This is a genomic window from Pseudoalteromonas sp. KS88 (genome assembly GCF_004766475.1).
Taxonomy (GTDB): domain Bacteria; phylum Pseudomonadota; class Gammaproteobacteria; order Enterobacterales; family Alteromonadaceae; genus Pseudoalteromonas.
In genome coordinates this window covers 106,475-130,629 of sequence record NZ_PYHV01000021.1, presented here as the reverse complement: position 1 = coordinate 130,629, position 24,155 = coordinate 106,475, and the positions used below count along the sequence as shown (strand labels likewise).

General features: G+C 40.4%; 22 protein-coding genes. 1 reads left to right on the top strand and 21 read right to left on the bottom strand.

Annotation, left to right across the window (positions count from 1 at the left end; translation table 11 throughout):
- Nucleotides 1-63: 63 nt before the first annotated feature.
- The 15 genes from C7Y70_RS15045 to rppH all read right to left on the bottom strand — a co-directional run bounded on the left by C7Y70_RS15045 (nt 64) and on the right by rppH (nt 14,660).
- Nucleotides 64-711 carry a FlgO family outer membrane protein gene (locus C7Y70_RS15045; protein WP_135475558.1) on the bottom strand — a complete coding sequence of 216 codons (648 nt, stop codon included), beginning with the start codon at nt 709-711 and terminating at the stop codon, nt 64-66.
- 8 nt (nt 712-719) lie between these two features.
- Complete coding sequence (locus tag C7Y70_RS15040) at nt 720-1,394, bottom strand: FlgO family outer membrane protein (protein WP_135475556.1); 675 nt, start codon at nt 1,392-1,394, stop codon at nt 720-722.
- A 12-nt stretch (nt 1,395-1,406) separates the two neighbouring features.
- Nucleotides 1,407-2,000 (bottom strand): FlgO family outer membrane protein, encoded by a 594-nt coding sequence (locus C7Y70_RS15035; protein WP_099297235.1) that lies wholly within the window; start codon nt 1,998-2,000, stop codon nt 1,407-1,409.
- A 47-nt stretch (nt 2,001-2,047) separates the two neighbouring features.
- Nucleotides 2,048-2,653: an SPOR domain-containing protein gene (locus tag C7Y70_RS15030; protein ID WP_135475554.1), complete on the bottom strand. Its 606-nt coding sequence runs from the start codon at nt 2,651-2,653 to the stop codon at nt 2,048-2,050.
- Between the two features lie 25 nt (nt 2,654-2,678).
- A complete protein-coding gene (locus C7Y70_RS15025; protein WP_245321542.1) occupies nt 2,679-5,609 on the bottom strand; it encodes an MSCRAMM family adhesin SdrC in 2,931 nt (976 codons plus the stop codon).
- 6 nt (nt 5,610-5,615) lie between these two features.
- Nucleotides 5,616-6,428, bottom strand: a complete 813-nt coding sequence (locus C7Y70_RS15020) for a fimbria/pilus periplasmic chaperone (protein WP_135475552.1) — start codon at nt 6,426-6,428, stop codon at nt 5,616-5,618.
- 8 nt (nt 6,429-6,436) lie between these two features.
- Nucleotides 6,437-6,904: a DUF4402 domain-containing protein gene (locus tag C7Y70_RS15015; protein WP_135475550.1), complete on the bottom strand. Its 468-nt coding sequence runs from the start codon at nt 6,902-6,904 to the stop codon at nt 6,437-6,439.
- 20 nt (nt 6,905-6,924) lie between these two features.
- Nucleotides 6,925-7,518 (bottom strand): DUF4402 domain-containing protein, encoded by a 594-nt coding sequence (locus C7Y70_RS15010; RefSeq protein WP_099297252.1) that lies wholly within the window; start codon nt 7,516-7,518, stop codon nt 6,925-6,927.
- Nucleotides 7,519-7,637: 119 nt separating this feature from the next.
- Complete coding sequence (locus C7Y70_RS15005; protein WP_135475548.1) at nt 7,638-8,246, bottom strand: SPOR domain-containing protein; 609 nt, start codon at nt 8,244-8,246, stop codon at nt 7,638-7,640.
- 130 nt (nt 8,247-8,376) lie between these two features.
- Entirely contained in the window at nt 8,377-9,258 is an 882-nt protein-coding gene (gene galU, locus C7Y70_RS15000) for a UTP--glucose-1-phosphate uridylyltransferase GalU (protein WP_099297260.1), read from the bottom strand.
- Between the two features lie 30 nt (nt 9,259-9,288).
- A complete protein-coding gene (locus C7Y70_RS14995; RefSeq protein ID WP_135475546.1) occupies nt 9,289-10,140 on the bottom strand; it encodes a thymidylate synthase in 852 nt (283 codons plus the stop codon).
- A gap of 12 nt (nt 10,141-10,152) precedes the next feature.
- Complete coding sequence (gene lgt, locus C7Y70_RS14990; RefSeq protein ID WP_099297268.1) at nt 10,153-10,956, bottom strand: prolipoprotein diacylglyceryl transferase; 804 nt, start codon at nt 10,954-10,956, stop codon at nt 10,153-10,155.
- A gap of 12 nt (nt 10,957-10,968) precedes the next feature.
- Complete coding sequence (locus C7Y70_RS14985) at nt 10,969-11,778, bottom strand: sulfite exporter TauE/SafE family protein (RefSeq protein ID WP_135475544.1); 810 nt, start codon at nt 11,776-11,778, stop codon at nt 10,969-10,971.
- Between the two features lie 81 nt (nt 11,779-11,859).
- The gene (gene ptsP / locus C7Y70_RS14980; protein ID WP_135475542.1) at nt 11,860-14,130 is read right to left on the bottom strand and encodes a phosphoenolpyruvate--protein phosphotransferase; all 2,271 of its coding nucleotides are present in this window, start codon (nt 14,128-14,130) and stop codon (nt 11,860-11,862) included.
- 8 nt (nt 14,131-14,138) lie between these two features.
- On the bottom strand, nt 14,139-14,660 hold the full coding sequence (rppH, locus tag C7Y70_RS14975; RefSeq protein ID WP_099297272.1) for an RNA pyrophosphohydrolase: 522 nt from the start codon (nt 14,658-14,660) through the stop codon (nt 14,139-14,141).
- A gap of 531 nt (nt 14,661-15,191) precedes the next feature.
- On the opposite strand from rppH, the gene mutH reads away from it, so the two are divergent.
- Nucleotides 15,192-15,863 (top strand): DNA mismatch repair endonuclease MutH, encoded by a 672-nt coding sequence (mutH, locus tag C7Y70_RS14970; protein ID WP_135475540.1) that lies wholly within the window; start codon nt 15,192-15,194, stop codon nt 15,861-15,863.
- Nucleotides 15,864-15,886: 23 nt separating this feature from the next.
- On the opposite strand, the gene C7Y70_RS14965 is transcribed toward mutH, so the two are convergent.
- The 6 genes from C7Y70_RS14965 to relA form a co-directional block, all read right to left on the bottom strand.
- Nucleotides 15,887-16,756 carry a hypothetical protein gene (locus C7Y70_RS14965; RefSeq protein WP_135475538.1) on the bottom strand — a complete coding sequence of 290 codons (870 nt, stop codon included), beginning with the start codon at nt 16,754-16,756 and terminating at the stop codon, nt 15,887-15,889.
- 58 nt (nt 16,757-16,814) lie between these two features.
- Entirely contained in the window at nt 16,815-17,489 is a 675-nt protein-coding gene (locus C7Y70_RS14960) for a hypothetical protein (protein WP_135475536.1), read from the bottom strand.
- Nucleotides 17,490-17,984: 495 nt separating this feature from the next.
- Nucleotides 17,985-19,283, bottom strand: coding sequence for a phosphopyruvate hydratase (gene eno, locus C7Y70_RS14955; RefSeq protein WP_099297274.1), 1,299 nt, complete (start codon nt 19,281-19,283; stop codon nt 17,985-17,987).
- Nucleotides 19,284-19,391: 108 nt separating this feature from the next.
- Nucleotides 19,392-21,026 carry a CTP synthase gene (locus C7Y70_RS14950; RefSeq protein WP_099297276.1) on the bottom strand — a complete coding sequence of 545 codons (1,635 nt, stop codon included), beginning with the start codon at nt 21,024-21,026 and terminating at the stop codon, nt 19,392-19,394.
- Nucleotides 21,027-21,187: 161 nt separating this feature from the next.
- Nucleotides 21,188-21,985, bottom strand: coding sequence for a nucleoside triphosphate pyrophosphohydrolase (gene mazG, locus C7Y70_RS14945; RefSeq protein ID WP_135475534.1), 798 nt, complete (start codon nt 21,983-21,985; stop codon nt 21,188-21,190).
- Between the two features lie 8 nt (nt 21,986-21,993).
- A complete protein-coding gene (gene relA / locus C7Y70_RS14940; protein ID WP_135475533.1) occupies nt 21,994-24,150 on the bottom strand; it encodes a GTP diphosphokinase in 2,157 nt (718 codons plus the stop codon).
- Nucleotides 24,151-24,155: the final 5 nt, after the last annotated feature.

Sequence of the window (24,155 nt, the reverse complement as noted above, 5' to 3'; positions counted from 1 at the left end):
TGGAGACTAATAAATATATTTATGATTTAATATCAATACTTTAGTACATCTCTTAACCAGAGTTCAGGTTAAGTTAATATCGTCGTTTTTTAATACGTAATAAGGTAATAGCTTTTGGCTACTTGCCACTACCCGCTTACTTTGCACATCAATAATCCGCGTATTAACTTCTACGCCACTACTACGGTAGATTAAAGTGCCAGATAGCACATGGCTTGCAACACGCTTGTTGGCTAAGTTCTCTACTTCGCGTGAGAACACAAAGTCACCGCGTTGGTTCACTAAAATTTGATCGGTTGTTTTAAAATCAACAATGCCATAACCAAATTGTTGTAGCTGGTGAATAAAGCTTTCTGAGAGCTGGTTACCAAGCTGGCTGCTTTTAGTCAGACTGTTATCTAAATCAACAAAAGAAGTCACTGCAATCGAGATATCTTGCTCTAATTGCATGGTATCGACTAAGTCTAACGCCATTTGTTCAACATAATTAACCAGCGTTTTATTATGTTTACTCGGTGCGAACTGCGTTGAGCTTTGATAGCGTTGCTCTTGTTGCATGTGTGCTTGATGTATCAATTGACTTAAATCATAACTCGGGGTGGGCTCTGGCGCACTATCGACCGATTGCGTTTCTACCATGCTGCACCCTGCAACAAACGAGACAGCTAAGCTAACACTTAATATGGCTGCACACTTAGTTATATAAGTCATAGTTACTCTCACTCATTCGCTTGTTTTAGCATAATACCGTCAGTGCGATAACTGCTATCTAATGCATCCACCACAGATTGAGGTATAAACCCCTGCGCAGAGCCAACAACAGCTTTGCTGGTTAACCCAACTATACGTGCATTTATTAATACGCCGCCTTGGTGATTCACCATGGTGCCTGCTAATACATAGTTAAAGTTTTGATCTGGGCTGAGTTCTAAATAATCTCGGCTGAATACAAAATCGCCGTTTGGTGTAACGCGCATGAAATCGGTGGTTTTAAAATCGATAACGGGTACGCCAAAACTGTGCAGTTCGTGCATAAAGCTTTCGGCTATTTGATTGCCAAGTAACGTTCCATCATTGTATTCATCGTCTAAATAAATAAAGCTCGATACAGCTAATGGCGTTCGTGTATTCACATATTGCAGGTTTTCAGCCATGTCTTGCATGATACCGCGAACATAGTGGTTAATATTTTTGCGTGTAGCGACGCCCAGTTGACTGCTGTCATTCATTACAGCTTTATTTTGGAACACGCCACTATTCTGACCAGGCTCAGCAACACTTCGCTCCATGGCAAGCTGTGGTGTGGTGTTATTTTCTGCGCTGCTGGTGTTATTCATCATTTGCGAACAACCGAAGCCCAGCGGTAAACATAGGGTTAGTAATAAGCGTTTCATAAGGGCTCCTAATTAATATTCACTGCGGTAAATAAAACCACCGCGTTGCTGAATTTTTTCATCGCTCCACATCACATTTATGGGGATTTCAGTACTTGCTGCTGAGGTGATGACATTGCTTTGTGCGTTCACCATGCGTGCATTGATGATGTAGGCATGTTGTTGCCGCGTTAATGTACCAGTGATGACATAGTCAATATTCTGGCGTTGATTTAATTTTGCAATGTCTCTGCTGAGCATGCTATCTGCCGATGCTGACAAATTTAAATTATTTTCTAAACGGTACTCAATTATATTATAGCCAAGCTGCGTTAGTTGCGTGATTAGGCTTTCTTGAATTTGCTGGCTCAGACCATGACCTTGTCCTTGCGCAAGGCCTGTTTCTAGGGCGTCAGCTAAAAAAAAGCTTGTTATAGCAATACGTGACGAGCTTTTAAATGAACCATTTTTATGACTAAGCTGCGTGCTTAAATCGCGAACGTATTGATCCACAGTAAAAGACGCCATAGTCGCTTTTTCAACTTGAGTATTCGTCTTTTTTACGGGCTCACTGGTCAAACTACAAGCGGTTAGACTCAGTGACAATAAAAGTATTAACAGGCGCATATTTGCCATCCTCTATGAGCATAGCAGTATCAAAGCAATAATTATGCCTACTTAAAAGGCTGCGCTGTATAATGGCTTACTAAACAGTTTATTTTATGTTGTTTAAGTTTTTCACACTCTAAACTGGCGTTTTTTTGATACTGATATGCACCAAGTTTCAATCGGTAATAGGTCGTGCCGTTTACCTTAACTGGTTCTACATTTGCGATAAGTTCCCCGGCAAATAACTCAGGGGCTTTTAATTTTAGTTCTTCGACCGTTTTACTTAGCCTCATTCGCTCAGTAACTGATGCCACTTGAAGTGCAAATAATGGCTGTGGTGTTGGCTGATACTCAACAGCTGGTTTTGGCTTTTTAACAGGTGTAGCCTGTGTATTTGGCTGAGTCGTTTTTTGTTCCACCACCGCGTTAAGCTGTGAGATTAAAAGTTTTAAATCTTGCTCAATTAGCAGTAGTCGTTCTATTCCTGGTTTTGCTTGTTGCCATTGTGATGCAGAAGCCTTTAATTGCGCTAACTCTGCTGCGGAAATAGAGACCTGTTCGTCATTTGTAGCTTGGCTGTTGTTACTAGAATGTGTAGTACTGCAACCAAAAGCGGTTAAACATACCAGCAATATAATAAGCGTGTTTTTTACTGTGCCATGTGGCGCCATTGATAAATCCTTTTTTACTAATAGGTTATATTTTTTGAGCTTGAACAGTGCATTTTAAACCTTTACTTTTTAATGCTACACACGTGTTTTGCAAATCATTATCTTCAATTATTGAGTAACCAAAGGCTAAAATATAGCGCTCATTGTCTTTTAGATAAAATGCCTCTCTGAGCGCTTTTGGCTCTAAGTGCTGCTTAATTAATTGAAAATACGTTTTCAACATCGCCAAAGATGAAAAACTGCCAGCATGCGAAATATACCCTGAATGCTTCACTTTTTCGGTCAAAACAAAATCAACACCCATAACGACATCACCTTGCGGTGATAAATTTACAGCAATGTTTTGCGTTTCTTTTAGCGACTTTTTATTTTTATAATTTTGACTTATCACTGCTTTATATTCACCGGGCCTTAAATCTGTAAATAAATAATACCCGTCGTAGGCCGCTTGTGTTTGTGCTACTTGCTTGCCTTGTTTGTCCAATAACACTATATCTGCATAGGGTTTAACCTCACTGTGCTGGCCTTTTTGCTGATAAACCACTCCCTCAATTTCACTCGCATTATTTAATGGGTAATCCATATATTCAATAAAGCCTGCTCGTGGAGTGATTGAAAAGCCATCGTGGGCTGGTACTAAAAATGGATCTGGGAAGCTGTCTTTATCAAGCACAATATCTGTTGTACGGTTTGCTGGCATTGAGGTAAGTAAGGCTATTCCCCGCTCATCTGTAATCGCTTGGCGGTAGTTTTGTAGCCCTTTTACTTTTACACCAACAACCCCTTGTTCGTTCTCATCCATTACACCGTTGTTATTATCGTCAATAAAAACGCGTAACATTAATGTACCTGTAGTCGTTAGGCTCTGTTTTGAAACAAAATAGTTATTGTTTTGCGCATCCATCCCTAAACTAAAGCGACTATAAACACCAAACTGCCAATTTTCTTCACTGTCGTAATTAAAGTTACTCGTCACACTAAACTTATCGCTTTGCCATGTTAAGCCTAAATCTGCTGATTGCAGGTCATTGATTCGCGAATCTCGTAGTGTTAATTCGGCTTGTAACTGACTGCTAATGCTACGGTTAAACTCGGCTTCATAACTGGTAATTTCGCTTACAGGCGATAAGGTGTAATCAATGCCAAAACGGCTATAAATACGGCCAAAGCGACCTTGTAAGCGCGATGTGCCATCAACAAATTCATGGTTATTAGTGTCTTGCCATTGCAGCTGATTGCTTAGTGAAAGGCCTGAGAAGGCATAATTTAAACGGTTTTGTACTTGTTTATATATTCCCTGACTATCCGATTGCTGATAAAGAAGGTTGTTCTGATAATTTAATCGGCCAAAATCGCTCTGCATTAATTCGCCAGCCATATTTATTTGGTAGCTATCATATTCCTGATTTGTTTCGTCAGTTCGGTTAGTAGCTCTAAAGAGTAAAGATTGTTCTGCAACTTGGCTTCGTGCTGTTAACTCAAGCTCTTTTTCATTTTGGTTGTTTTGCTCATAATCTAGGTTCAATAAGAGCCTATTAAACACGCTTAGGTTTGCACCAATGGCAACGTGTTGCAAGTCGTCATCTGCTCTTTTTTGCCCCAATGCAGCTGTATAAATAGAGACGTTATCAGTAATTCCTTGCTCAAACCGCCCAGCAACTTGCCAACCTGTATTATTAAAGTTGCTGTTACCGAGTAACTGTTTTCCTTGCTCTGACACAGACAGTTCGTAAAACCCTTCACCTTTATCTAATTGATTACCATCAACAAAATAGTATTCAGTTTTACGCTCAACTTGTCCTTGAGGGCCATAAAATATCAACTCAAAATTATTTTCGCCATAATATAAATCTACATTTTCAAAAGCATAACGCCCATCTGCTAAACTAAGTTGCTGCGCAATTAATACTCCGTTGCGATAAAGCTCAGCATCCCACCCTAACTGAATGGCGCCACTTAAATTAATACGATTGTTATCAAATTGCTGGTTAAGATCACGATTAGAAAACTTAAAGCCACGCCCATACTGGCTGTTATAACGACTCCCTACTTGAGTTGCGATAACGTCGCCAAATTCAACTTCACTAGCGCCTAAAACACCGAGTAAGTTGCTTTGTGAATCTTGCCTAGTAAAAGTTAAACGTGAGTCTGTTAATAAATCACCTTCGCGACCAGATAAAAAGTACTCTGCTGATAAATAGGCAAAGTCTTGTGCGCCTAATAATGAATATCGTGTTCTATTTTGGTTTTTATCGGCACTGTAATTTAATTGCAAGTCAGCCACGGGCGCTGAAATAGCTTGATAAGGACTGGCTTTCCAAGGCAGTGTCGGTTGTGACTTTTGCTTTGTTGGATTAAGGGTTCTCCCCTTTCGCTGACGCTGAAGCTCGAGCGGGAGTGGTTCATCTGTGCTTAGGTATACTTCCAAATCAGCATAATCGACATTAAAGGCAATACCAAATGCATAGTTTAAAACGTCAATTTCAATGTAAATATCATCATCAATACTAATATCGGTATCAGCTAGCTGCAAAACACCATGATCTGTAATTAATGTGTTATCAGACAATTCAAATGTTTGTTGATTGGCGTACCAGCCTTTTGCTGAGCTTGTTGGTAAATCTATATCTATTGCAAATTGAAGGATATCTGCAAACCCTGATAAACCCAACTGCACGTTTTTTTCACTTTTGAGCGCAAAAACCTCACCCAAGTAATGGCCATTTAAATAAAGTGAAAACAGTAAAAACTCACCGGTTGCAATTCGCTGCTGCGGCTCAACTAAAACCGGTGTTTGAGGTGTGACTTGAAGGTTAGCTGTTGCAAGTTTGCTTTGAATTAGTTGCAGCGTATCGAGCGCATCATTCGCTGTTGGCGCCGTTTTACCTGATACGCTAATACTTAGGCATAATGATAGCCAAAGTAATAATCTGCTTACCTTATTATGTGCTTTCATTCACGCTTATAATAGCAACATGTTAGTTGTTATAGGCAATGTATGCTCAGCAAAGGTCACATCTGCGTATTCATCTGCCCCTGTGTATTTAAATTCTACAACACCTGGTTGTGTAATGGCTTTATCACTAAACAAGCTTAGGGTAACATCGGCACTGTCTACATCTGAATAAATACTTAAATTACCAATTTCAGCTACTTTCTCTGCAGAACTATTTGTATCGCTTTTAAAGTATGCGCTTAACTTTCCATAACTACTAAACCCAGTATTGCGGTTAACTTTTAATTTAAACTGCATGCGCTGATTATCTGGGTTTTTAATAACTTTTGCATGTTCAATAGTTACCTCGGGTACTTCTGCACTTTCACGCAGAACCACAGGAATACTGTAACTCATGATCATATTAATTTTTATCGAGCTATTAATTTTGGTGTTTTCGTTAGGTAACGCTTGAAACAGTAAGTGAGAACGGTACTCGCCAGGAGCCAAACCTTTAGGCTTTCTAAGTGCAACTTTAACAGTTTGCTTTTCACCGGGCGCTAACCTCATTTGCTTTGGCGATAGCCTTGTCATTGGGCTTAAACTTGTGTCAGTCGCTTCAGACAGAGTTACATAGCCGCCAGTTGGTGTAGATTGCTTTTCACTCCAAATTACTCGGTATGTTTTATATTCTTTACTTGTATTAATTACGCTTACTTTAGCGGTACGCTGGCGTTCATCAAAACTAATACGGGTTGGAGAAATTAGCAGGTCTGCAATTGCGCTTTGACTTAAAAATAAAAAACTGAAAACCAACATAAACGTTAACTTGTTGAACATTTTAATCCTTAGTAGTCCACGGAAATTTCAAGATTTGTAGAAGATGAGTAGTTACCATCTGAAAATTGTTTAGTGCTTGTGTTTATTTCAAGCTTGCCACCAATCAGTACACGAACTTCGCCGAATTCATCGCCAAATCCGTACTTTGGAAAGCCATTTAAACTCACTTTAAAATCGGCGCTACTGCTGCCTTGCGTATCGTGTTGAAGGGTAACAGGCGCGACTAAATTCATTGTTACACGGGTGCCTGTTGGAATACCCGTTAATATAAGCTCTGCCGGATGACCCTCCCTAATAATATAAATATCACCGGTGGTATTTATGGTGCCGTCATCTTTAATTATTACAGAGCCGAACTGTTCACTTTGTAAAACAACTAAAGTGCCAAAATCAAGCGCTTGCTGCTCTATACTGGCTGATTTAACTAATAGCGGGCATAACGCTAAATACAAGCTCAATATAGTGCACAAGCGCATAATAAACTCAGCGGCCTAAATTAATAAGCAACTTCAATCTGGAAGTTACCAGTGTAATCAGTATCGCGGTATGCTTCACTAGAAGCAATCCCAGCGGTAGAGAGAGTTGCACCAATATTAAACTCAACACTCCCATCTGCATCAGCTGTTAAGTTTGGGTTTCCTGATGTATAAGGTGTGTTAGCATTTGGACCACTGGTAATAAAATATGTCCAACTGCCAACAGTGAAGTTTGGCTCATTTAAACCCTGGCCATCAGAATCGAGTACTGTCGCTGTTGGATCTGTGATTGTTAAGCGAGCATTAGGTACGACATCTGATACAGTAAAAGAAGCGGGTGAACCTTGCCCTATGATAGAAATAATAGCGGGTGAGTTATCAGTTCTTGACGATACAGGACTTGCATCTGGATCTGGATCAATAACTAAGGTTGCTTGGTTAGCGCCTGTTGGATCTGCAACCGCACGAATAATACCAAAATCTAAATCATTACCTTTGGTCAAAACAACTGTATTTTGTACTTTAACCGTTGCACTAAAACTCTCGCTTGTAGCATAAACACCAAAAGAACTTGCAGCGACGGCTACTGCTAGTAAAGTAGAAGATAATTTCATACTAAATCCTTATAAAAGACGGGACATTACCCTATGTTGTCCCTATCATAATTATTATCGACAGTTAGGACAAATACTTTACGCTTAATTACTGAAACAAAAGATAAAGCGTACTTTATTCATATAGGTTGGCCGACAAATGGCGCACTTAAACACTTTTGTCCCATATTTTTTGCAATTAAGCAAAAAGTATTAGCTTCTGTATAATCTTGAAAAGGGCCTACGCGTAAGCCAAAAAGCGTAACGCCTTTGTTCTCTCGCTGAGTCATTAAAAAGTCGAGCTGCTTAAACGCATGAGGGTATTCTCGGTGTAATCTCACTATTTGCAACTTAACCAGCTCTGGTCTCAAATAAAGTCCTAGCTGAGCACCTGCAAGGGAATCCGACTTTGTTTGGTATATAGATTCACCAACCACATTACTTTTATCCGTTTGAGTGGCCTGATTACCATGGAGCACATCCACCCGCTCTGAACGAAGTTCTGACGGACCTTGTGCTAATTGAGAATTTGACGACAACGCCATAATCAGAAGTTTTAGATCATTTTCCATACTTGCAAGTCGATTAATACTGCCTTGTTGTTGCTGCCACTGTGCAACATATTCTTTAACTTGCTGATCAGAGATAAGTGATGATGAATCATCAACCTCGTGACTTTCATTCATGGCGCAACCGGCCATCAGCACTGCTAACATCAAAGTAAGCCAAATTCGAAGTGTAATATGCATTTTTTGCGCTTTAGTTAAAAAGTAATACGGTAATTAAGCAAAGTAAATGCCAGCTTATGTGTTTAATCGTTATGTTTATAAAATAAAAAAGTGCCATTTAGGCACTTTTTATAATTCATTGGTTTATTGCCTATTTTACTAAGCCTTTAATAAACTGTGATAAATCAGTTTTAAACTCATCTCTGCGTAGGGCAAATTCGATAGTTGCTTTTAAGTAGCCTAATTTACTGCCACAATCATGACTGCGCCCTTTAATGGCGTAAGCTGCCACAGGCTCTTTTTCCATTAACATGGCAATGGCGTCGGTTAATTGGATTTCATCACCTGCACCAGCAGGCGTTTTTGCGAGTAATGGCCAAATATTTTTACTTAAAACATAGCGTCCAACCACCGCAAGGTTTGATGGTGCAGTTTCAACCGGTGGCTTTTCAACCATGTTAGCAATAGCAGCACTTTGGCCTTGTGTTATATTTTCGTCACCAATATCGACAACACCAAACTTATCAACATCTTGCATAGGCACTGGCTCAACCATAATTTGGCTTTCACCCGTTTGCTCAAAATGTGTGATCATTTCAGCTAAGTTGTCTTTTTTGAGATTGCTTTCATGATCGTCAATAATCACATCTGGCAAAATAACCACAAATGGCTCGTCACCAATAATCGGTGCTGCGCAGTTAATCGCATGGCCTAAGCCTTTTGCTTCACCTTGGCGAACATGAATGATGGTTACGTCTTTCGGGCAAATCGATTGCACCTCGGCCAATAATTGCCGCTTTACCCGCTTTTCAAGCGTGGCTTCTAATTCAAAACTGGTATCAAAGTGGTTTTCTATTGAGTTCTTACTAGAGTGAGTAACTAATACAATTTCTTTGATTCCTGCAGCAATGGCTTCGCTAACCACATACTGAATTAATGGTCGATCTACAACTGGCAGCATTTCTTTCGGTATTGCTTTGGTTGCAGGTAACATTCTCGTTCCTAGGCCCGCAACTGGTATAACAGCTTTCATTTGATTCTCCTTAAATGGGTATTATTTGTCCTACACTGAAAAAGGGTATTTAATCGCGTCATGGCATTGGTAGCCAATGACTTCAAAGTCATCTCTTGTGACCCATGTTTCAATGTCTTCTAATGTTTTAATTGCAGGATTGATACGCAACTGAGGTGACTCAAATGGCTCACGCTTTAATTGAACATCACGCATTAATTCTAGCTGGTTTTCATAGATATGCGCATTTACAATTTTATGGTATGCCTTACCCGGTTTGTGGCCGGTAATTTGCGCCACTAAGGCAAGCAATACAAAACACTGTATTTGATTGAAATTCAAACCAAGTGGTACGTCACAACTGCGTTGGTATGATGTTAAAGATAACGTATCGCCTAACAGTGAGAATGTATGAGTGTGCATACATGGGCGTAAGCAACCTAGGTCAAACTCACCAGGGTTGTAAAACGTGATAATTTCACCTCTGTCATCGACCCCATTTGTTAGGTTATCAATTACTTTTTTAAGCTGATCTAACGGTGTACCATCGGGGCGTTGCCAGTGTCGACCTTGAACGCCGTATACCCGCCCCATGTCGTCTTCACCTTGTCGATTAGGGTTATTAAGCCATGCTTGATTTTCATTGGCATTGGCATCCCACGTCACACAACCAATTTCACGAAACTGTGCTGCACTGCTGTAACCGCGAAGGTAACCTAGCAGCTCAGCAATTGCCGCTTTATAGTAGCTTTTGCGGGTTGTGATCATTGGGAACTTATTGTTAGCTACATCGTACTCAAGATCTGCATTTATTACGGTTAAACAACGTGTTCCTGTACGTTTATTTTCAACCCAAACTCCTTCATCAACAATGCGCTGACATAACTCTAAATATTGTTTCATTATTCGCTCTTTTTAAGCTTTACTAGCAGCTGACGGTTGCGGCTTTTTGTACGCCCATATTATCAAACCTAAGCCACCAATAACCATCGGTAACGATAAAATTTGCCCCATTGAGATAAAACCGCCAAACAAGCCTAAATGTGCATCTGGCTCTCTAAAGTATTCGATGGCAAAACGGAATACACCGTAACCTAATAAAAATAAGCCGCCCACACTGCCCGCTGGACGCGGCTTTTTAGTGAATACATATAAAATAATAAACAGCACTAAGCCTTCAAAAAATGCCTCATAAAGTTGCGAGGGGTGACGGGCAAGTGGTCCACCCGACGGGAATACAACAGCCCATGGTACGTCAGTGGTTCGCCCCCACAGTTCACCGTTTATAAAGTTACCAATACGCCCAGCTAATAAGCCTACCGGTACAAGCGGTGCCACAAAATCACCTACAGCGAGAAGTTGCTTTTTACGAGTCCATGCGAAAATACAAATTGCGGTGATAACACCTAATGTACCGCCATGAAATGACATGCCGCCTTGATCTATTCTAAATAAATAAAATGGGTTTTCTAAAAAGTAGCTAAACTGATAAAACAGCACATACCCTACGCGCCCACCTAATATCACCCCCAGCATGCCATAAAAAAGTAAGTCGCTGACTTCGTCTTTTGACCAACCTGAGTTGGGTTTAGCTGCTTGGCGATTTGCCCACCACATGGCAAAAGCAAACCCTATTAAATACATTAACCCGTACCAACGTACGCTTAGTGGACCGACCGAAAATATAACCGGATCTATTTGTGGAAATTCTAGAGCCATAAAAATTAAACCTTAACTAAACACCATTTGAAGTGCGATGATAACCAATAATACTGCAAACGCTTTCTTTATCGTTGCAACGGGTAAATAATGAGTCGCTTTTGCACCAATAGGCGCCATAAACCAAGAGGTTATAACAATCCCTAACAATGCGGGTAAATATACAAATCCAACAAAGCCATGTGCTAAGTCAGTCACCTTCCAGCCAGCCGATATATAGCCAACCGAACCAAACAAAGCAATAACAATACCACACGCGGCAGCACAGCCGATTGCTTTTTTAATATCAACTGAAAAATAATTCAGCAAGGGAACAATTAACGCGCCACCACCAATACCAATTAAGCCTGACAAACCGCCCATTATCGCGCTAAAAGCACCAATAACGGGCCCTTTAGGCATCGCTTTAACACTGGGTGCTTGTTTACGTGTTGATAGCACCATACGAGCAGCAATAAATACGACACTCGTTGCAAATACTGCCCGTAATAATTGTTCTGGAATAAAACTCGCTGCAAAGCCACTAAACAAAGCGCCTACCCCAACACCGCTCATAACCCAAGGTGCTATTTCCCACGGTACATTATTATTTTTATGGTGTGCTAAAGCTGAGGATGTCGACGTAAATAAGATTGAGGCCAAAGAAGTGGCAATTGCAATAACAAGCACGTGATCTGCATCTGCTACATCAAACTTTACCAGTAAACTACTGAGCACGGGCACGATGATCAAGCCACCGCCTATGCCAAGTAAACCTGCTAAAAACCCGACAATACTCCCTAGTACTGCACAGCTTGCGATCAATATAACTAAATCATGCATAGCACGCTCTTATAAATAAATTGTTATATGCATATACTAATCCATTATATCTTAGGATCACAGCTTAAATTAACCGTTTTATCAACCATGGCTTGGGGTATAAAAAAGCTTACCTAGTTTGTGTTCAATCATAAAATTGCGTGTTAAACGCAATACTTGTTTTGCAGTAGATTGGGCTAAACACTCGGCCAATAATACTTCCATATCACTCATTTTTAAGCGTCTGAGCACCCACTTTACTTTACTGATAGAAAAGTGATTCATACTAAGTTGTCTATATCCCATCGCAATTAGTAAAATTGCGCCTTCTGGGTCGCCGCCAAGCTCGCCACATAAACTTAAAGATAAGTCGTAGTGTTGGCACTCTTGGGCTACTTTTTGTAGCACACGTAAAACGCCAGGGTGATATGGGTTGAATAAATCTGCGACCCGCGCATTTGAACGATCAACTGCCAGTAAGTATTGCGTTAAGTCGTTACTGCCCACCGAGCAAAAATCAACTTTTTTAGACCATTCAGGTAGCATAAACACACTTGAGGGTACTTCTAGCATTACGCCTACTTCAGGGCGCTCAATTACTTTATCTGGGTGCTGCTCTTCTAACTCAAAATATGCTTGCGATAATAAAGCCAGTGATTCATCCACTTCTTCTGTGCCGCTAATCATTGGTAGCATAATTTTTAGATTGCCCAGGCCCATATTTGCTTTAATCATCGCCTTTAATTGATCTAAAAATAATTCTGGATGATCTAGCGTGACGCGAATCCCTCGCCAACCTAAAAATGGGTTGTCTTCTGTAATATCAAAGTAATCTAAAACCTTATCACCACCAATGTCCAACGTGCGCATTACAACTGGCGCAGGATGATAACTTTCCAATACCTGTCGATACCAGTTTTCTTGATCTACCTGTGAAGGAAATTGACCTTTTTGCATAAACCATGCTTCTGTACGGTATAAACCTACACCATCGCAAAGTACTGTGCTGACACTTTCGGTATTAAGGTCCAAACCTGCATTGAGTAACAAACTAATTTGCTGCCCATCTAAGGTAACAGCTTCGCAAGCTTGCTCAGCAATAAACTTATCATTGAGGATTGTTTCTTGGTATTTCAGTTGTAGATATTCATCTTGCAAGATTTGCGAGGGAGAAATATATAGACGCCCAGAGTAAGCGTCTAATATCATTTTTTTACCATCGAATTGCAGTAAAGGAACGTCTTCTATACCCCAAATTGCTGGGATCCCCATAGCCCGAGTCAAAATTGAGGCATGGCAGTTTGCTGAGCCATTCACACTGACTACACCCACTAAGTGCCCCTTTGGCACTTCCGCTAACATGGCGGGTGTTACGGTATTTGCAATGAGAACGGTGTCTTTTGGATAAGGCTTGACCGCATGTTCGGTCTTGACCAAGTGGTGAAGCACTCGTAAACCAATATCTTTTACATCAACAGCACGCTCTTTAATGTAGGGGTCTTGCATTGCATTGAACTGTGCAATTAATTTTTCAATTACAATTTTAAGTGAGCTTTTAGCGCACCAACCTTGTTGCAATTGCGTTTCAACATTTTGCCCTAAACTCTTTGCATCAAGCAGCTGCTGGTATACATCAAATACAGCCAAAGCCTCTTTGGGTATCGAGTCACTAAGTGTCGTTGATAGGGTATTAAATTCGTGTCGAGTTGCTGAAACGGCTTGGCTAAACAAGCGTTGTTGCAGTGCCTGATTAGCATCCTTTTTCAGCTCAATAGATGTAAAATCAAGTTTGGGGATGACAACAAACGCTTGGCCTATCGCAATCCCTGGGGCGCTCGACACACCTTTTAATACTGAGGTTTGATGAGATGACTCATCTTGACGCAACACTTCTTTTATTTCTGCATGTGCAAGCTGAGACGCTAGCTGAGCAGATAATGTGATTAAAAATGACTCTTCATCTTGGCTAAATACACGCGCAACTTTTTGCTGAACAACGATTACACCCAACACTTTTTTTTGATGAACAACAGGAACCGATAAAAAAGCATTATAGCTTTCTTCGTTTACTTCTGGGGAGGATTTAAAGCGCGGGTGTGATTTTGCATAGGCAATGTTTATGGGTTCTTCTCGCTGTGCAACTAAACCAACAAGGCCTTCAGTAAAACCAATCCTAAACGTACCAACAGCTGTGGGATTTAATCCCTGAGTTGCCATTAATACAAAATTGTCTTGGCTGTAATCTGCAAAGTAAATTGAGCAACACTCAGTTTGCATGGCGTCTTTGACCATGTTCACAAAACACGCTAATGCACTGTCCAAACACGCCTGTTGCGAAACAGACTCTGCAATAGCCCTAAGTGTTGCCAGCATAGCTTTCCTTATCTACCTTTGTGTCGCCATGAATCTTTTGATTGTTCACGCTTATTAAAAGGCATCGCAAATGGTGCAAACTCTTTCATGACGCGACGATATACATCGCGTTTAAACGATACAACTTGCCTAACCGGATACCAATAACTTACCCAGCGCCAATCGTCGAACTCCGGGTGATGTGTTTTAAGTAAGTCTACTTCTTCATCTTTACAACGAAGTTTCAGTAAAAACCATTTTTGTTTTTGCCCAATACACACCGGACTTGAATCGCGGCGGATTAAACGTTTGGGTAATTTATAGCGTAACCAATGTTTAGAACTTGCAACAATTTCTACATCTTCTGGGCGCAAGCCTACTTCTTCGTGTAATTCACGGTACATTGTTTGTTCTGCGCTTTCGCCACTGTCAACACCACCTTGCGGAAACTGCCACGAATGCTGACCATAGCGTCGAGCCCAAAAAACTTGTCCCTGATTATTGCAAATTACAATTCCGACATTGGCACGAAAACCTTCGGCATCAATCACCTTAGTGCCTCATTTGTAAGTCGATTTTTAATGATTGTTCCACATTAGCTGCAATACGGCAAACACTATTATAACCAAGCACACTACAGGTATAGATTTAAGGGCCAATGAAGTGCAATTATTAACCGAACATCCTAGTGCTACGTTATTTATAATAAATATGGGTAATACTTCAGCTATTTTGCTCACCTTACTCACAGCTTGTGCATAACTTTAGTTTATACAGGTTGTTTTGCAAACAAATCCACAATAGGCGATCTAATAAAATGCTTTTTCCACAGATTCTGTGGATAACATTGTTCATATATCTGTATTTATCCTCGTTAGCTTTTGATACGCACTGCATTTGAATCTAATAAATTATACAAAAAACATAATAATCATAAACTTAAGAATAAAACATTTAGCGTCGAAGCTGTAAAAAAGTTACCCACCAAGGCTTGGGCAAAAAACACCCAAACACATAGATATCCACTCACAATCAATTTTGCTATCATGTTATGTGAATTGAAACAATAGAATATTTCTCTTATGCGAGCTGTAAAACCTCAGTCAATCAATGAATTAATGCAACGTGTAAATGACATCGCAGGCATGACATTAGGCCAATTAGCACAACAGTATCAATTTAAAACTCCAGATGATTTATTACGAGAAAAGGGCTGGACAGGTCAACTGATTGAATATGTTTTGGGTGCAACGGCCGGTTCGAAGCCGACACCTGATTTTGAAGAGTTGGGGGTAGAACTAAAAACACTGCCGATTTCTTTTAAAGGTAAACCCCTTGAAACCACGTTTGTATCCGTCACTCCTTTACTCAATGTTACAGGAATGACTTGGCAACAAAGCCATGTGCGCCAAAAACTAAACCATGTTTTATGGCTGCCTATCTTAGGTGAGCGCGATGTTGTTCCATTTGATAGAGTAATAGGTAGTGGTTTTCTGTGGCAACCAAGTGCCCAGCAAGATGCACAATTACAACGAGATTGGGAAGAACAGATGGAGCTTATCGCATTAGGTCGCGTCGATGAAATATCAGGGCATTTAGGCGATGTAATGCAAATAAGACCCAAAGCAGCCAATAGTCGGATCGTGACCGACGCAATTGGCCCTAATGGTAAATTAATAAAAACCCTGCCCCGTGGCTTTTATTTAAAAACCAACTTTACTGGCGAGATACTAAGAAATCAATTTAGCTTATAACTATAAATACAAGTCAGGATAACTTAACTAGCCTCCAACTCACACGGCTGCGCATTTTGAATTGATTCATTTGCGTAGCGAAGTAGCCAGTTTCGAGTATTTTTAAATGTCGTAAATTGACAATTTCTTTCCACTACTTTTGCTCTGATAAGTTTATTTTTACCGTTAATGTTAATTACATGAGAAGCGATTTTCTGTTTATTACTTTTAAATTCAAAAGCGAGCTCTGACTTCGCTAACTCAATAACACCACCAAGTAAATATGCAAACTTACTTTGAAGTTCTTCAGCGCCACCGGCAAAGATACTATCACGCTGCTCTTTAGTAATAATTTTAGAGGTGATACTTATTAAGTTTCTATACTTGAATAAAGGCTTACGACTTTTAGTCTTTTTATCGTTAATCCACACTTGAGCCTTCACCGCAACTTGATTCATATTCTCATTAATAAAAAAGATAGGCTTTATATATAGTGTGTTATGGTTAAGTTTATCGCTATAATATGGCTCATGTTCACCGATAAAATCTTCATTTTTAAACCCATTTGTAAGAGTAATAAATTCTGCAACAGCCTCATTAGCTTTAAGTTGTTGTTGCGCTAACTTACCATCTTGCAAAGCTGATGAAGCTGCTGCATGAGCAGCTATTTGCGCCATCATCCCTGCAATTCCCGCGGCCCCAGAATACATTACATTAGACCCCTCTATTGAGCTGTCTTTAATGTATACACCTCTGATATCAAATTCTTGGCTATTTACAAACGTAAATCTAAAATCCTCTGATTTTATTGCTGTATCTTGTCCATTTACATATTGAGTGTAATCGTCTCTCAAAGGGGTAGAATTACACCCAAGCAAAAATAAACCCAACACTAATGGCAAAATAGTTTTCATAATTACTCCCTTTGACAAAACCTATATAACCGTGGCAATAGCCACGGTATAAGGAGAATTAAATATTATTACGAATCAATGTTTTTACATTTTCGATTGCTTGGTAGTATGACGTCGTTACGCCTGGGAATTGATCGGGCTCATCCCACACACCTTCAGGTTGTACTTTCTCATCTACGCTTTGATATTGAAGATACTTATTCGTATCTAAATCGACTGTATATACTAAGCCCTTTAAGTACCCTTGAGGATCACCATTCGGTACGTAGCTACTAAAACTTCGGTATGCACCAAAACTATGAAAATTAGCAACAACTAATACATCGATGCCATGCTTCTCTTTCAAACCACGAAAATCCTTTTTAGCAAAGCCAAGCTCTCCCTTAAATTTTGGTAATTTATCGATTAACTTTTCATCATCAAGCGCAAGTACATAATTCGACCTTTGCTTAAAACCTTCCTCAATAACACTTTTTAAATGCTCAATATCGTCAGTTGGTAGGCTTTCTAAATGCTTATCCAAAGAGCTAGTTAAAGCAGAAGCTACGCCATAACATAATAAACAACTCGCGCCGTATATATGTGTTGTCGCTTTTTCGCCTCGCTGAAAATATAAACCAACCTTTCTCTCTTTATTATTAAAGTGGTTTGCCTCTAACTTAACTGTGGGCTGCGGCGTTGTGCCACAACCAACTAATAGCACAGCTAAAAAAGTCATTATTAATTTTTTCATTCTAATTTTCCTAATTACATACCGCAAGCTTCGCATTCAGCTTAGCTTAATCCAGCGTGTAATTTACATAAAAAACGTATAGCTAACAACTACCTATTCACCTTCATTAACAAAAAAGATAACTGCCTTAATATATAACCTTATTCTTGCAAATTAGGATAAAATTTATTTTTAAAAATCAATACATCTCTTAACCAGAAATCTGGTTATACCAATACGATTAATTAAGTGGTCTATTTTGAGGTTAGAAAAACGTATTTTTAGCAAGGCAAAAAATCGCTACTTTTCTGTTTTAATGAGAATTTTTTAACGCAGGTAGCGGCACGTCTAGCCCCACAAAATGATTAAGTATTATTGCGGGTTGGTATTATGCAGTGTTTTATTCATAATTTAAAAAAGGTACTAGCATCGTATAAAATATATATCGCTATTGTTCAAAAAAAAATCCCCGCATTAGCGAGGATTTTTTAAAAGTTTAAATCAGATGCTAAAGCATTACTGACCTTTAACTTCTTTAAGTCCGTTGTAAGGTGCTTTAGCGCCTAATTGCTCTTCAATGCGAAGCAATTGGTTGTACTTAGCAACACGGTCAGAACGGCTCAGTGAACCCGTTTTAATTTGACCCGCTGCGGTACCTACTGCTAAATCAGCGATAGTGGCGTCTTCTGTTTCACCAGAACGATGAGAGATAACCACTGTAAAGCCAGCATCTTTAGCCATTTTGATTGCTGCTAACGTTTCAGTTAGTGAACCAATTTGGTTAAATTTGATTAAGATAGAGTTAGCAATACCGTTATCAATACCACGCTTTAAGATTTTAGTGTTTGTAACGAACAAGTCATCACCAACTAACTGAACTTTGTCACCAATTAATTGTGTTTGGTGTGCAAAGCCGTCCCAATCAGACTCATCTAGACCATCTTCAATTGATACAATTGGGTATTGCTCAGTAAGATCTTTTAAGAAGTGGTTAAATTCTTCTGATGTGAATTTTTTTCCTTCGCCTTTCAGGTCATAGATATTTGCTTCTTTGTCGTAGAACTCAGAGGCAGCACAGTCTAAGGCTAATGTAATGTCTTTACCTAGCTCGTAACCTGCGTTTGCTACAGCGACTTTAATCGCAGCAAGGGCGGCTTCATTTGAAGCAAGGTTAGGTGCAAAACCACCTTCGTCACCTACAGAAGTTGAGTGGCCTTCTGATTTAAGTACTTTTGCAAGGCTGTGGAATACTTCAGCACCCATGCGTAGTGCTTCACGGAAGTTAGCCGCGCCAACAGGTTGAACCATAAACTCTTGAATATCTACTGAGTTGTCAGCATGCTCACCACCATTGATGATGTTCATCATTGGTAATGGCATAGAGTACACACCAGGCGTGCCGTTTAGATCAGCAATGTGCTCATAAAGCTCTACTTTTTTAGATTGAGCAGCAGCTTTTGCTGTAGCAAGTGATACTGCTAGAATTGCATTAGCACCTAATTTTTCTTTATTCTCAGTGCCGTCTAAATCTAGCATTACTTGGTCAACAGTCTGTTGTTCTAATGCGTTTTGACCTTCTAAAGCAGCAGAGATTTCATTATTGATAAAACCAACCGCTTTTAAAACACCTTTACCTAAGTAACGTGCTTTATCACCATCACGTAATTCAAGTGCTTCGCGAGTACCTGTTGATGCACCTGAAGGTGCTGCAGCGCGTCCCCAAGAACCGTCAGCTAAATGAACATCAGCTTCTACAGTTGGGTTACCACGCGAATCCATAATTTCGCGACCAATCACTTTTACGATATTTGACATCTCGATTCCTCTTTTCCCAAAATGGTGAGTTTGCCGGCTTTATTAATTTTCCTTAATACCGCCGCTTTAAAAACAAATAAGCCGTGCATAGAGCACGGCTTATTCACATTACGATGACGCTTTTTGATGAGTGTGTGCAGCTGCAACAAACCCTTCAAATAGCGGGTGACCATCACGTGGTGTTGACGTGAATTCCGGGTGGAATTGCGCGGCAATAAACCAAGGGTGATCTTTGTTTTCGATAATTTCAACTAACTTCTTATCTTCAGATAAGCCAGTGAAGCTCAAGCCAGCTTGCTCAAGCTTTTCTACAAAGTTGTTATTTACTTCGTAACGGTGACGATGACGTTCAACAATCTCATCACTGCCGTATACTTCACGTACCTTTGAACCCGGCGTTAAGTGGCATTTTTGAGCGCCTAAACGCATTGTGCCACCTAAATCAGATGCTTCATCGCGTACTTCTACGTTACCATCTGCATCTAACCACTCAGTAATTAGGCCTACTACAGGCGCTGAAGACTTCGCATTAAATTCTGTTGAATTAGCATCTAAAAGACCTGCAACATTACGTGCATATTCAATCAATGCGACTTGCATGCCCAAACAGATACCTAAGTAAGGCACTTTATTTTCACGGGCATATTTTGCCGCTAAAATTTTACCTTCAACACCTCGGCCACCAAAACCGCCCGGTACTAAAATCGCGTCTAGGTGAGCAAGTCGTTCTGTACCTTTGCTTTCAAGGTCTTGTGAATCAACGTATTCAATATTAACGGTTAAACGGTTTTTTAGGCCTGCATGTTTAAGTGCTTCGTTAACTGATTTGTATGCATCTGGTAATTCAATGTATTTACCTACCATACCAATTGTTACTTCGCCCGTTGGGTTAGACTCTTGGTATAATACTTGTTCCCATTCAACCAAGTCGGCTTCAGGCGCTTCTAGGTGGAAACGACGACATACAAAGTGATCAAGCTCTTGAGACTTTAATAGTGCTGGAATTTTATAAATGCTGTCTACATCTGGTAACGAGATAACTGCTTTCTCTTCAACATTAGTGAAAAGTGCAATTTTTGCACGCTCATTATTTGGCAATTTACGATCAGAACGACAGATAAGGATATCTGGCTGAATACCAATTGAGCGTAGCTCTTTAACAGAGTGTTGCGTTGGTTTGGTTTTCACTTCACCTGCAGGGCCTAAGAATGGCACTAGCGTTAAGTGAATAAACAATGCGCGCTCACGGCCAATTTCTGTGCCTAACTGACGAATTGCTTCTAAAAATGGTTGTGACTCAATATCACCTACCGTACCACCAATTTCAACGATTGCCACATCGTGGCCTTCAGCACCGTCATAAACACGTTGCTTAATATCGTTAGTAATGTGTGGAATTACCTGAATAGTTGCACCAAGGTATTCACCACGACGCTCACGACGCAGTACATCTTCATATACACGGCCTTGTGTGAAGTTGTTACGGCTTGTCATTTTGGTGCGAATAAAACGCTCATAGTGACCTAAGTCAAGGTCTGTTTCTGCACCGTCTTCGGTGACAAATACTTCACCGTGTTGAATTGGGCTCATTGTGCCTGGGTCAACGTTGATGTAAGGATCCAGCTTTAGAATGGTAACATTAAGACCACGGGCCTCTAAAATAGCTGCCAATGATGCTGCTGCAATACCTTTACCCAACGAAGAAACAACCCCGCCGGTAACGAAGATAAATTTTGTACTCATGCGAACCCTAGAATATCAGGAATTAAAAGGAATATAATACCCAAACAAGTGATTTTGGAATATGTTCAAGACGGGGCGAAATTATAGCAAAAGCCTCTCTATCAATCCAGTGAAAGTTAGCAATTCTCTGCACAAAAAACACACTCCAAAACGCTCACTATCTAAGGCTGCTTTTTAATCGCCTCCCACGCAGCATCCATTTCTTCAAGGCTTGCGGTGTCAAGCGACTGTCCTTTAACCTGTAAATAAGCCTGCACCTTTTGAAATCTTGATGAAAATTTATCATTTGCGCTGCGTAATAACTGTTCAGGATCACGTTTTATATGACGTGCAACATTAACGGTCGCAAATAACAAATCGCCCAACTCTTCAGCAGTATGCTCTGAGTAAGGGTCAACCGCGAGTGCTTCTTTTACTTCATCAACTTCTTCAGCCACTTTATCCAGCGCACCATGATACGTGGGCCAGTCAAAACCTAGCCCTGCGACACGTTGCTGAATCTTTTTTGCTTTACTTAATGCTGGTAAGTTAACTGGTATATCTTGCCACAGCGAAGTGGCTTCACCGGTGTTTTTATCTTTACGTTCTTGCGCTTTAATTTGCTGCCACTGCTGCGCAACTTGGGTGTCAGTTAACGCTTGCTGATCTGCAAATACATGAGGGTGGCGTCTGATAAGTTTGTTATTTAAAACACTAACAACATCATCAAAATCAAACAGGGCTTGTTCCTTTGCCAATTGCGCATAGAAAACAACCTGAAAAAGTAAATCGCCTAGCTCTGCTTTTAGCTCAGTGTAATCACCACGCTCAATACAATCGGCTACTTCATACGCTTCTTCTAACGTATGCGGCACAATCGAGTTAAAATCTTGCTTTAAGTCCCAAGGACATCCGCTTTGTGGATCGCGCAGCTTTGCCATAATTGCTAATAATTCAGATAATGAGTTTTGCTTTTCCATAAACCCCTCTAGTGGCTTCGCTTTGCTTGGTGAACGCCTTCAATCTGATCAAGCTTTGAAAGCAAACGATTGGTACTAGATAAGTCGTGTACCTCAACTTGCATTGTAAATTTAGCCAGTTGCCTGTCTTCGAGCGTTTCCATATTCATGTTCAACACGTTTACTTTTTCATTAGCAAGCACTGAACTAATATCACGAATTAACCCTGCGCGATCTGTGGCTTCAATTTTAATACTTAACGCGTATGAACCATTAATTTCATCTGACCAGCTAACTGCTATTACGCGTTCTGGGTGCTTATTTTTTAAATTAGTAAATGAGTCACAATCGTCTCGATGTACGGCAATACCCCGGCCTTGTGTGATATAGCCAATAATTTGCTCACCAGGAACTGGGCGGCAACATTTAGCTACATGGCTCATTAAGCTGCCCACACCATCAACCACAATACCGTTTTTATCCCCACTCATTTTTGTTGGGTTTTTAAAACGGATAACAGGTTCATCATCTGTTCGGTCAGTAATAGAATTAAGCAGTTGATTTAAACGTACATCACCTGCTCCTATAGCAACTAACAGATCATCAAGCTCTTTAAAGTTATAACGAGAAATTGCAGGTTCAAGCTCCTTATAGGTAAGCTCTAACTTTTGCAGTGCTGTGTCTATGATCTCTTTACCTGCGCTTAGATTTTTATCGCGGTCGAGTTGCTTAAACCAATGATGAATCTTTGCGCGCGCGCGTGATGACTTTATATAACCCAATGAGGGATTTAACCAATCGCGACTCGGGTTGGGTTGCTTTTGGGTAAGAATTTCAACCTGATCGCCGGTACTTAGCTGATGAGTAAACGGCACTATTTTGCCAAATACTTTAGCACCAATGCAGCGGTGACCTACATTTGAATGAATGTAGTAAGCAAAATCCAGTGGTGTTGCTCCCAGTGGTAAGTCAAAAATATCACCGCGCGGGGTAAAGATATAAACGCGGTCTTCTACCACTTGGTTTTTCAGTTCATCCGCTAGATCACTGCCATCAACCACTTCTTCTTGCCATTGCAGTAGTTTACGTAACCAACTAATTTTTTGCTCATAACCTGAACCACGGCTGGGGAGCGCACCTTCTTTATACATCCAGTGGGCAGCAACACCCAGCTCTGCATCTTGATGCATTGCATGAGTACGAATTTGGATTTCAACGGTTTTTCCCTCAGGGCCAAACACCACCGTATGAATAGACTGATAGCCATTTTGTTTTGGTGTGGCTACGTAATCGTCAAACTCTTTGTTTAGATGCCGCCAATTAGTATGCACGATACCGAGTGCGCCATAGCAATCTTGTAGCTCATCAACCACAATCCGCATGGCACGAATATCAAAAAGTTGATCGAATTCGTAATTTTTTTGCGCCATTTTTTTGTAGATGCTAAAAATGTGTTTTGGTCGACCATAAACTTCAGCTTTAATACCAACTTCGGCAAGCTTTGTTTTTACTTGTTCAACCATATCAGCCATATAAGCCTCACGGCCAAGGCGCTTATCGTCTAATTGCTTAGCAATACTTTTATACAAGTCAGGGTGCAAGTAACGAAAAGAAAGATCTTCTAGCTCCCACTTTAATTGGCCTATCCCTAAACGATTCGCTAGAGGGGCAAAGATATCGGCAGTTTCTTTAGCTGCTATTACACGCTCTTCTTCATTGGCATTTTTTAGCTCGCGTAGATGACATACCTGTTCGGCAAGCTTAATCACTACTGCACGCACATCCTCAACCATGGCTAATAACATGCGGCGAATATTATCGACTTGCACGGTGCCATTGCCTTGATGAGCTAAGGTACTAATCGTCGCCATTTGCGAAACACCCGTAAGCAACACGCCAACATGACTACCCATTACCTCTGTTACTTTTTCAATGCATACTAAATCGTCTAGAAAATAGGGAGTAATGTAAGCCGTTGATAACGTTTCAGAGTCCAGATTCATTTCCACCAATATTTCAACCATTTCCATGGCCATCATCTGTTGGTGTTGATCAGGAAGAGCCGCGCATAAAGTGTTGGCTTTGATCAGTAACTCGCGCTTATCTTTGGTTAACGCGAGTAATTCAAGTCGCGTTTTAAAATCTGCTGACTTATCCTGCTGATGTGATTGCCGTGTAGCTACCATGTTGC

Excerpts from the sequence above, each read along its gene's own strand:
- C7Y70_RS15045 (WP_135475558.1), bottom strand. The coding sequence starts at position 711 with ATGACTTATATAACTAAGTGTGCAGCCATATTAAGTGTTAGCTTAGCT.
- C7Y70_RS15040 (WP_135475556.1), bottom strand. The coding sequence starts at position 1,394 with ATGAAACGCTTATTACTAACCCTATGTTTACCGCTGGGCTTCGGTTGT.
- C7Y70_RS15035 (WP_099297235.1), bottom strand. The coding sequence starts at position 2,000 with ATGCGCCTGTTAATACTTTTATTGTCACTGAGTCTAACCGCTTGTAGT.
- C7Y70_RS15030 (WP_135475554.1), bottom strand. The coding sequence starts at position 2,653 with ATGGCGCCACATGGCACAGTAAAAAACACGCTTATTATATTGCTGGTA.
- C7Y70_RS15025 (WP_245321542.1), bottom strand. The coding sequence starts at position 5,609 with ATGAAAGCACATAATAAGGTAAGCAGATTATTACTTTGGCTATCATTA.
- C7Y70_RS15020 (WP_135475552.1), bottom strand. The coding sequence starts at position 6,428 with ATGTTCAACAAGTTAACGTTTATGTTGGTTTTCAGTTTTTTATTTTTA.
- C7Y70_RS15015 (WP_135475550.1), bottom strand. The coding sequence starts at position 6,904 with ATGCGCTTGTGCACTATATTGAGCTTGTATTTAGCGTTATGCCCGCTA.
- C7Y70_RS15010 (WP_099297252.1), bottom strand. The coding sequence starts at position 7,518 with ATGAAATTATCTTCTACTTTACTAGCAGTAGCCGTCGCTGCAAGTTCT.
- C7Y70_RS15005 (WP_135475548.1), bottom strand. The coding sequence starts at position 8,246 with ATGCATATTACACTTCGAATTTGGCTTACTTTGATGTTAGCAGTGCTG.
- galU (WP_099297260.1), bottom strand. The coding sequence starts at position 9,258 with ATGAAAGCTGTTATACCAGTTGCGGGCCTAGGAACGAGAATGTTACCT.
- C7Y70_RS14995 (WP_135475546.1), bottom strand. The coding sequence starts at position 10,140 with ATGAAACAATATTTAGAGTTATGTCAGCGCATTGTTGATGAAGGAGTT.
- lgt (WP_099297268.1), bottom strand. The coding sequence starts at position 10,956 with ATGGCTCTAGAATTTCCACAAATAGATCCGGTTATATTTTCGGTCGGT.
- C7Y70_RS14985 (WP_135475544.1), bottom strand. The coding sequence starts at position 11,778 with ATGCATGATTTAGTTATATTGATCGCAAGCTGTGCAGTACTAGGGAGT.
- ptsP (WP_135475542.1), bottom strand. The coding sequence starts at position 14,130 with ATGCTGGCAACACTTAGGGCTATTGCAGAGTCTGTTTCGCAACAGGCG.
- mutH (WP_135475540.1), top strand. The coding sequence starts at position 15,192 with ATGCGAGCTGTAAAACCTCAGTCAATCAATGAATTAATGCAACGTGTA.
- C7Y70_RS14965 (WP_135475538.1), bottom strand. The coding sequence starts at position 16,756 with ATGAAAACTATTTTGCCATTAGTGTTGGGTTTATTTTTGCTTGGGTGT.
- C7Y70_RS14960 (WP_135475536.1), bottom strand. The coding sequence starts at position 17,489 with ATGAAAAAATTAATAATGACTTTTTTAGCTGTGCTATTAGTTGGTTGT.
- eno (WP_099297274.1), bottom strand. The coding sequence starts at position 19,283 with ATGTCAAATATCGTAAAAGTGATTGGTCGCGAAATTATGGATTCGCGT.
- C7Y70_RS14950 (WP_099297276.1), bottom strand. The coding sequence starts at position 21,026 with ATGAGTACAAAATTTATCTTCGTTACCGGCGGGGTTGTTTCTTCGTTG.
- mazG (WP_135475534.1), bottom strand. The coding sequence starts at position 21,985 with ATGGAAAAGCAAAACTCATTATCTGAATTATTAGCAATTATGGCAAAG.
- relA (WP_135475533.1), bottom strand. The coding sequence starts at position 24,150 with ATGGTAGCTACACGGCAATCACATCAGCAGGATAAGTCAGCAGATTTT.